This is a genomic window from Jutongia sp. (assembly GCF_057878315.1).
Map to the genome: position 1 here is coordinate 1 of NZ_DBLXSO010000071.1, position 6764 is coordinate 6764.

The 6764-nt window shown below is 46.3% G+C and carries 5 protein-coding genes; all 5 read left to right on the top strand.

Annotated features, from left to right (window positions below; all coding sequences use genetic code 11):
- The first annotated feature begins 167 nt into the window (after positions 1–167).
- A complete protein-coding gene (locus ACZLMD_RS12245) occupies positions 168–824 on the top strand; it encodes an ABC transporter permease (RefSeq protein WP_489495837.1) in 657 nt (218 codons plus the stop codon).
- A 3-nt stretch (positions 825–827) separates the two neighbouring features.
- Complete coding sequence (locus tag ACZLMD_RS12250; RefSeq protein WP_118561873.1) at positions 828–1628, top strand: ABC transporter permease; 801 nt, start codon at positions 828–830, stop codon at positions 1626–1628.
- 114 nt (positions 1629–1742) lie between these two features.
- Complete coding sequence (locus tag ACZLMD_RS12255; RefSeq protein ID WP_482523142.1) at positions 1743–2807, top strand: ABC transporter substrate-binding protein; 1065 nt, start codon at positions 1743–1745, stop codon at positions 2805–2807.
- Between the two features lie 232 nt (positions 2808–3039).
- Positions 3040–4518: an aldehyde dehydrogenase family protein gene (locus ACZLMD_RS12260; RefSeq protein ID WP_489495840.1), complete on the top strand. Its 1479-nt coding sequence runs from the start codon at positions 3040–3042 to the stop codon at positions 4516–4518.
- A gap of 137 nt (positions 4519–4655) precedes the next feature.
- Positions 4656–6764 (top strand): phosphoketolase family protein (locus tag ACZLMD_RS12265; RefSeq protein WP_489495841.1); only part of this gene is annotated, 2109 nt, incomplete at its 3' end.

The following is a 6764-nucleotide window of genomic DNA, read 5'->3' on the forward strand; positions in this document are numbered from 1 at the left end:
TATATAACTAAAGGGCAAAAAGCTCTGACAAAGAATTTTTTGCCTTTCATTATCATAGAAGAATCTTATTTACAGACTTTTTCTCATAGTCTCATTATAATGTAACCTTTCATTTTACCGTGGATAATTACAGACATCTTATAGATGCTTCCTATATAAAGATTTATGTGCAGTCCTTAGTGATCGCACTGCTGACAACATTGATATGTATTGTGGTGGCGTATCCGTTTACATATATTATCGCACGGACCAAAAGCCGCTTTAAAAGTCTTTTGTATATGCTTGTGATCATTCCGTTCTGGACCAATTCGCTGATCCGTATTTATGGATGGAAATCATTTCTTGGAACGACAGGCTGGCTCAACAGTATTCTGATGAAACTTCATATCATATCACAGCCGCTTGATCTTCTGTTTAAGCAGGGAACCACGGTTTTCGGTATGGTGTACTGCCTGTTCCCGTTTATGGTACTGCCGTTATATACAGCGATTGGAAAGCTTGACAGTACGCTTCTGGAAGCTTCCTGTGATCTTGGCGCCAAGGGCTATAAAACCTTTTTGAAGGTTATTCTTCCTCTGACGGCGAGCGGAATCTTCTCCGGCTGCATCATGGTTTTTATACCGTGTCTCGGGTATTTCTTCGTATCTAATATCCTGGGCGGCGGCAATTCGGATGTGATCGGTAACCTGATCGAGAGACAGTTTAAGAGTGGTAACAACTGGCCGCTTGGTGCAGCGTTATCCATTATCCTGATCGTGATCACGCTGGTGCTTGTCAAGCTTTATCAGAAGACCGGCGGTGACATGGACAGTCTGGGGGTGTAATTTATGGGAAGAAAAGCGAGACTGAAAACCAAAAGTATCTTTGGCAAGATTCTCTGCAGTATCGTTTATCTGGTGCTGTTTATGCCGATCGCCGTTGTCGTGGTCAATTCCTTCAATGCGACGACGAGTAAGCCGTATCTGACCTGGAAGGGCTTTACGATCGACTGGTATTTTAAATTATTTGAAAATGAATCACTGCTGGCTTCCTTTGGAAACACAATGATCATTGCTCTGATCACCACACTGTTGGCGACTGCGATCGGTACGCTGGGGGCGATCGGAATGTACAAATACAAATTCAAGGGCAAAAGCGTGATCGACGGACTTCTTTATATTCCGGTCGTTATTCCGGAGATCGTCATGGGTATTTCCCTTTTGACGGTATTTGCAAAAGTATCCGTTCCGCGTGGAATGCTGACACTGATCATTGCGCATGTGACCTTCTGTGTGCCGTATGTGATCTTTAATGTCCGGGCAAGGCTTTCCGGATATGATATCTCCATTGAGGAGGCGAGTATGGATCTTGGCGCTGACCGGATCCGGACATTTTTTGCGGTGACGCTTCCGGTATTAAAGCCCGGCATCACGGCAGGAGCTCTTCTGGCATTTACGTTATCCATTGATGACGTTATCATAAGCTACTTCGTAAACGGTAATACCATGACATATCCATTGCAGGTCATGGCAAGTATCAAGAGCGGAGTGGCACCGGATGTAAATGCACTTTCAACCCTGATCCTGGTTGGCACGATACTTTTCGTGGTATTGACACAGGGGAATCTGTTCAAGAAAAAAATGCAGTAATTTTGGTAAGAAACTCGTCAATGATTCAATTATATCTGTACGAAAAATGGGACAGATAAATTGCCGGTACATCGGTTCCGGATCTATGAATCCGGACAGAAAGGGAGGATTATTATGAGATATGGGAAAAGAGTAATGAGCGTTATGTTATCTTTGGCACTGCTTGGAACATCGGTCAGTCTGACAGGATGCGGAAGCAGCAGTAAAAAGGCGGAGAACGGAGAATTAAATCTGTTTATCTGGACCGAATATGTTCCGGATTCCGTGATCAGTGATTTTGAAAAGGAATATGGTATTAAGGTAAATGTGTCCACCTTCTCCTCTAATGAGGATATGCTGGCAAAGGTAAAGTCAGAGGATGAGGGAACCTATGATATTGTGCAGCCGAGTGATTACATGGTAGAATCCATGATCAAGCAGGAAATGCTTGAGAAGCTGGATCAGAAGGCTCTGACAAATCTGTCCAATATCGGTGACCAGTATCTGGATCCAAGCTATGATCCGGGCAATGTATATTCTATACCGTATCAGGGCGGCGTGGCTGCGATCGGTGTCAACACGGATAAGGTGAAGACTGACATCAAGGGCTACAAGGATCTGTTTGATTCGTCTTTAAAGGGACAGATCGTAGCACTGGATGATTACAGAGCCGTGATCGGTATGACAGAGCGAAGCATGGGACTGAGCATGAATGAAACAGATACATCAAAGCTATCCAAGGTGGCAGATAAGCTTCAGACGATCAAGGATAATATTGCCGTTTATGACAGCGACAGTCCGAAGTCTTCCCTGATCAGTGGTGATTGTAATGTAAGTTACTGCTGGGCAGCAGAGATCGCACTTGCTATGGAGGAAAATCCGGCGATCAAGATCGTATTTCCGGAGGAGGGTGCTTATAAGTTTATTGATAACTGGGCAATCTGCAAGGGTGCAAAGAATTATGATAATGCAATGAAGTTTATCAATTATATGTGTGATGACAAGGTTGCCGGAAAGGTTATCGAGGAATTCCCTTACTTAAATGTCAACCAGAAGGCAGTCGAGGCAAACGAGGATTACAGCAAGAATGAGGCAAAGAACATTCCATCCGATGTGTTTGAGAAAGGTGAGTTTGTATCAAATCTCGATACCGACACATTAAAGGTCTATAACGATATGTGGAACAAACTGAAAAACTAGTTACTATTTACGGGTAATTTTGTAGGAAAAAGATATGCAAACTTGTTTGCAGATATCTTTTTCCTGCGAAACCAAGCCGGAAAGGCTGTGGCTACACACACCCTCAGACAGAGGATGCAGGTTTTGCAGACTCTAACCGCAGGTTTTGCGGCGGTCTGTGGGCTGTTGTGTAGTTACACCGCAAATAGTAATAAACATATTGAACATTAACTTATAAACGGAGGTACACATTATGGAAGCAAAAAAAATGTATATTGATGGGGAATGGGTTATCGGCAGTATGGCAAAAACTTTTGATGTCATTAACCCGGCAACAGGTGAAGTCATCGACAAGGTCTACGAGAGCAGTGTGGAGGATACAAGGCTTGCGATCGCAGCCGCAAAACGTTCTTTCTATGAGACAAGAGAGTGGAGAGACATGGATTCCCAGACAAGAGGCGATATTATTTTAAAAATCGCAGATCTGATCGAGAAATACGCCGATGAGCTGGCGATGATGGATACATTAGACAACGGTAAACCGCTCCGCGAGGCAGAGGGGGATATCGGCGATGGTATTCATTGCTTCCGCTATTATGCAGGACTGTGCAAGACACCTCATGGCGGTGTTTATGAGGTAAATGACGGCTTTGGTAAAATGCATTCCTATGAGACGAGAGAGCCGGTCGGTGTCTGTGCGCAGATCACTCCGTGGAACTATCCGTTCCTGATGTCGGTATGGAAGCTCGCACCGGCACTTGCAGCCGGCAACAGTATTGTTTTTAAGCCGAGTCCAAAGGCTCCGCTTTCCACGATCCGTCTGTTCGAGATTTTTGAAGAGGCAGGTCTTCCACAGGGCTGTGTCAATCTGGTACAGGGTGATGCAGAGGTTGGCTCTGAGATGGGAGAGAATAAGGACGTCGATATGATCACTTTCACCGGAAGCACAAGAGTCGGTCAGAGCCTGATGCGTGCGGCAGCGACAAATGTCAAGAAGATCGGTCTGGAGTTAGGTGGCAAATCACCGAATGTGATCTTTGCGGATGCGGATCTGGACGGTGCCGTGGAATGGGCAATGATTGGTATTTTCTTTAATCAGGGTGAGGTCTGCTCCGCAGGCTCCCGCATTATCATTGAGGAGAGCATTCACGATGAATTTGTAAAGCGTCTCAAGAAGAAAGCCGAGGCGATGACAATCGGTAATCCGGTCAACAATCCGGATATTGGACCGGTCATCACTGAGAAGGACATGGAAAAGATTCTCTCCTATATCAAGAGCGGCGTGGAAGAGGGGGCCGCTCTCGTAACCGGCGGTGAGCGTTATATGGAGGGAGAATGCGCCAAGGGCTATTTCATCCGTCCAACCATTTTTGATAACTGTACGCCGGACATGAAGATCGTCCGCGAGGAGATCTTCGGACCGGTTGTAACGATCCAGACCTTTAAGACCGAAAAGGAAGCCGTTGACATGGCAAACGATACGATCTACGGACTGGCGGGCGCTGTATTTACCTCTGATATCACCAGAGCACATCGTGTGATCAGTGAGATCCGCGCCGGAATCACATGGATCAACTGTTATAATCCAACCTTCAATGAGGCTCCATGGGGAGGATATAAGATGAGCGGTATCGGCAGAGAACTTGGCGTTCATGGCATGGAGGAGTATCAGGAGGTGAAGCAGATCAACATTAATCTGACACCGGGGATTGTCGGATGGTATGAGCACTAATCGTCAAATATACCATAAAAAGATGGCTCAAAGCGTGAAAGTTCTACGTTTTGAGCCGCCTTTTTGCCTTGTAATTAAGGATAAAATGTGGTAAACTAGCGGACGGTAAAAGAACAAATGATTTAGGGAGGTAACAAATGTCAGAAAATACTTGTCTTGAGAAACAGCCGTTATCTCAGGAGATGCTTGACAAGATTGACGCATACTGGCGTGCAGCCAACTATCTGTCAGCCGGTCAGCTTTATCTTCTGGATAATCCGCTGATGAAAGAGCCATTAACCATGGATCATATTAAAAAGAAAATCGTAGGTCACTGGGGAACCGTACCTGGTCAGAACTTTGTATACGTACATTGTAACCGTGTGATTAAGCGTTACGATCTGGATATGATTCTTTTGTCCGGTCCGGGACATGGCGGAAACTTTATGATCGCCAATACCTATCTGGAGGGATCTTACAGTGAGATCTATCCTAACATCAGCCAGGACGAAGAGGGTATGAAGAAGATGTTCAAGCAGTTCTCATTCCCTTGTGGTGTACCAAGTCATTGTGCGCCTGAGACACCGGGTTCCATTAACGAGGGTGGTGAGCTTGGTTATTCCATCGCTCATGCATTCGGTGCTGTATTTGACAATCCGGATCTGATCGCAACAGTAATCGTTGGTGATGGTGAAGCAGAGACAGGTCCTTTGGCTACATCATGGCAGTCCAATAAGTTCCTGAACCCGATCACAGACGGAGCCGTTCTTCCGGTTCTGAACCTGAACGGATACAAGATCAGCAACCCTACTATCTTCTCGCGTATCTCTCATGAGGAGATCGAGAGCTATTTCGTAGGCTGCGGCTGGGAGCCGATCTTTGTTGAGGGTGATGACCCAATGACAATGCATAAGCTCATGGCTGAGGCTATGGATAAGGCTGTTGAGAAGATTAAAGCAATCCAGGAGAATGCCCGCAAGAACAACGATCCGGAGCGTCCAAAGTGGCCAATGATCGTTCTTCGCACACCAAAGGGATGGACTGGTCCAAAGGTTGTAGACGGACAGCAGATCGAGGGATCTTTCCGTGCACATCAGGTGCCGATCACCATGGAGAAGCCGGAAGAGCATCTTGCGCTTCTCAAGCAGTGGCTTGAGAGCTATCATCCGGAGGAGCTGTTCGATGAGAAAGGCACACTGATCCCAGAGCTTGCAGAGCTCGCTCCTAAGGGAGATGCAAGAATGGGTGCAAACCCACATGCAAACGGTGGTCTTCTGATGAAAGATTTAAGACTCCCTGATTTCCGTGAGTACGGTATCGAGGTAGATCCAGGTAAGACAAAGGCTCAGGATATGATCGAGCTTGGTGGATATATCCGTGATATCTTCGTACTGAATAAAGAGAGCAAGAATTTCCGTATCTTCGGACCGGATGAGAGTATGTCCAACCGTCTGTATAAGGTATTCGAGGCAGAGAACAGAGACTGGAACGCAGATCTGCTTGATTCCGATGACTGCCTTGCAAGAAACGGACGTATCATGGACGGTATGCTCAGTGAGCATATGTGTGAGGGTTGGCTGGAAGGTTATCTTCTGACAGGACGTCATGGCTTCTTCGCAAGCTACGAGGCATTTATCCGTGTTGTAGATTCCATGGCTGCTCAGCATGCAAAATGGCTGAAGGTTTGCAATCAGCTGACATGGAGACGTCCAATCGCTTCCCTGAACTTTATCCTGACTTCTAACGTATGGCAGCAGGATCATAACGGATTTACACATCAGGATCCTGGATTCCTGGATCACATCGCTAACAAGAAAGCAGACGTTGTCCGCATGTATCTGCCACCGGACACCAACTGTCTGTTATCCTGCTTCGATCACTGTGTAAAGAGCAAGAACTATGTCAATGCGATCGTAGCATCCAAGCATCCAAGCTACCAGTGGTTGAACATGGAGCAGGCTGTGAAGCATTGTACCCAGGGTGTAGGTATCTGGGAGTGGGCTAGTAACGATGAAGGACAGGAGCCGGATATCGTTATGGCATGCTGTGGCGATACACCGACACTGGAGACAATGGCAGCAGTTACGATCCTTCGAGATGAGCTTCCAGAGCTTAAGATCCGCGTTGTCAACGTAGTCGATCTGTTCAAGCTGGAGTCTAATCATAAGCATCCACACGGACTGAGCGACAGTGAGTACAATGCAATCTTCACAAAGGATAAGCCGGTAATCTTTGCATTCCATGGTTACCCAACACTGATCCATGAG

Bases quoted from the DNA above. Each gene is read 5' to 3' on its own strand.
- ACZLMD_RS12250 (WP_118561873.1), top strand. From the start codon at position 828: ATGGGAAGAAAAGCGAGACTGAAAACCAAAAGTATCTTTGGCAAGATT.
- ACZLMD_RS12260 (WP_489495840.1), top strand. From the start codon at position 3,040: ATGGAAGCAAAAAAAATGTATATTGATGGGGAATGGGTTATCGGCAGT.
- ACZLMD_RS12255 (WP_482523142.1), top strand. From the start codon at position 1,743: ATGAGATATGGGAAAAGAGTAATGAGCGTTATGTTATCTTTGGCACTG.